This is a genomic window from Roseicyclus sp., from assembly GCF_018402035.1.
Classification (GTDB): Bacteria; Pseudomonadota; Alphaproteobacteria; order Rhodobacterales; family Rhodobacteraceae; genus Roseicyclus.
Genome location: NZ_JAGYJN010000061.1, coordinates 1 through 1,851, shown reverse-complemented (window position 1 = coordinate 1,851; position 1,851 = coordinate 1). Strand labels below are relative to the sequence as shown.

The window sequence follows — 1,851 nt, the reverse complement described above, 5'->3', positions numbered from 1 at the left end:
GAGGCGGGGTTATCATCCCCCACGATGGCGAAGAAGCGATCTTGCCCCGGCACAAGCGTGGCATGGTCCAAGGCGGCTTGCACGAATTCGCTGGCTAATCCCTGTCCGGCTGCCTCAGACAGGAAATCGAAGCGCAGTTCCAGCGCCTCGCCCCCCGCCGCGCGCCGAAAGCCCGCGATACCCACGGCGTGTTCAGCATGAAACAGGACCCATGGGGCAAGCTGATCACGCTCCCAATCGGCCAGATCTTCTGCGAGCCGCGCCGCTGCGGTGGCGTGATCGAAAAGCGCCGCGTAAAGCCCCGCATCATCTTGCGTGGCGGCGCGCCCATTCAACCTTGTGCTGCGAAAGAGGGTTTTGTTGTCCATGCCGCCCACAAGGGCGCAAAGTGACATTGCGGTCAATATGCGCCGTCAACTTGGGCATCATCAGGCGTGCAGGGCTTGCCAAGGGCGGGGCGTCGGCGCTACGCGCCTGCCATGCGCCAAAACTATCTTCGCCCCATTCCCCTGACCGACCCCGCCCATGCAGGCGCGGGCTTGCCGCTGGCGGGTGGCTGGGTGCGCTTTACCCATCTTGAGCGGCTGAGCCGCGATGCCCCGCCCGAAATTGTCGCGGCCCATGATCTTTCACAAGATGCATTGGCCCCGTTTCTTGCGCCGCGCCACGCCATTGCGGGGCTGACATGCGACCGGCCGCGGATCATGGGAATTCTCAATGTGACCCCTGACAGCTTTTCGGATGGGGGGCAGCATGGCGGCCATGATGCGGCGATTGCGGCGGCACAGCGGATGCTGGCCGAGGGGGCAGATCTGATCGATATCGGCGGGGAATCGACCCGTCCGGGTGCCGCTGAATTGGCCATCGCCGCGGAAATCGACCGGATCGCGCCCGTGATCGCGGGGCTGCGCGCCGCTGGGATATCTGCACCGATCAGCCTTGATACCCGTAAATCGGCGGTGGCTGTGGCGGGGTTGGCGGCGGGGGGCAATGTGATCAACGATGTCTCGGGGCTGCGCCATGATCCGGGCTTGGCCGAGGTGGCCGCCGCGCAGTGCGCGCCCTTGATCGTGATGCATTCCATCGGCACGCCCGCGACGATGCAGGCCATGGCACCCGATGCCTATGGCGATGTGTTGCTTGATGTCTATGACGCGCTCGCCGCGACCGTGGCACAGGCCGAGGCCGCAGGTGTGCCGCGCGCGCGTATCATGATCGATCCGGGCATCGGGTTCGGCAAGACCTTGGCGCAGAACATGGCGCTGCTTGCGCGGCTCAGCCTGTTTCACGGTTTGGGCTGTGCGATCTTGCTGGGCGTGTCGCGCAAAGGCATGATCGGCACAATCTCGGGCGAGGCCGAGGCCGCAAAACGTGGGCCGGGATCGGCGGCGATTGGCCTATGGGCCGTGCAACAGGGCATACAGATGTTGCGCGTGCATGATATCGCGTTGCATCAACAAGCATTGGCGCTGTGGCAGGCTTTGGCCGCACCGGGCGCACCGGGGCAGGAAGAGCGGAAAAGATGACAAGAAAGCTGTTTGGGACAGATGGCGTGCGCGGGCGCGCCAATAGCTACCCCATGACCGCCGAGATGGCGCTGCGCTTGGGGGCTGCGGCAGGGCGGTATTTCCGCCGCGATGGCAGCCGCGCACATCGGGTGGTGATCGGCAAGGATACAAGGCTGTCGGGCTATATGCTCGAGAATGCTTTGACGGCCGGTTTCACCTCCACGGGGATGAATGTGCTCTTGTTGGGGCCTGTGCCGACGCCCGCTGTGGGGCTGCTCACGCCCTCGATGCGCGCCGATGTGGGGGTGATGATCTCGGCCAGCCATAACCCGGCCGAGGACAA

2 protein-coding genes and 1 pseudogene are annotated in these 1,851 nt (G+C 64.8%); 2 read left to right on the top strand and 1 reads right to left on the bottom strand.

The window, feature by feature from the left end:
- The coding region (locus KG698_RS15135; RefSeq protein ID WP_213686375.1) for a GNAT family N-acetyltransferase at window positions 1-368 on the bottom strand (368 nt) is incomplete at its 3' end.
- A gap of 111 nt (window positions 369-479) precedes the next feature.
- Here KG698_RS15135 and folP point away from each other — a divergent pair.
- Together folP and KG698_RS15125 are read left to right on the top strand one after the other, a co-directional pair.
- Window positions 480-1,526, top strand: a complete 1,047-nt coding sequence (gene folP, locus KG698_RS15130; protein WP_213686374.1) for a dihydropteroate synthase — start codon at window positions 480-482, stop codon at window positions 1,524-1,526.
- Window positions 1,523-1,851 (top strand): annotated as a pseudogene (locus KG698_RS15125) (phosphoglucosamine mutase); the annotation flags it as partial. The gene folP and the pseudogene KG698_RS15125, both read left to right, overlap by 4 nt.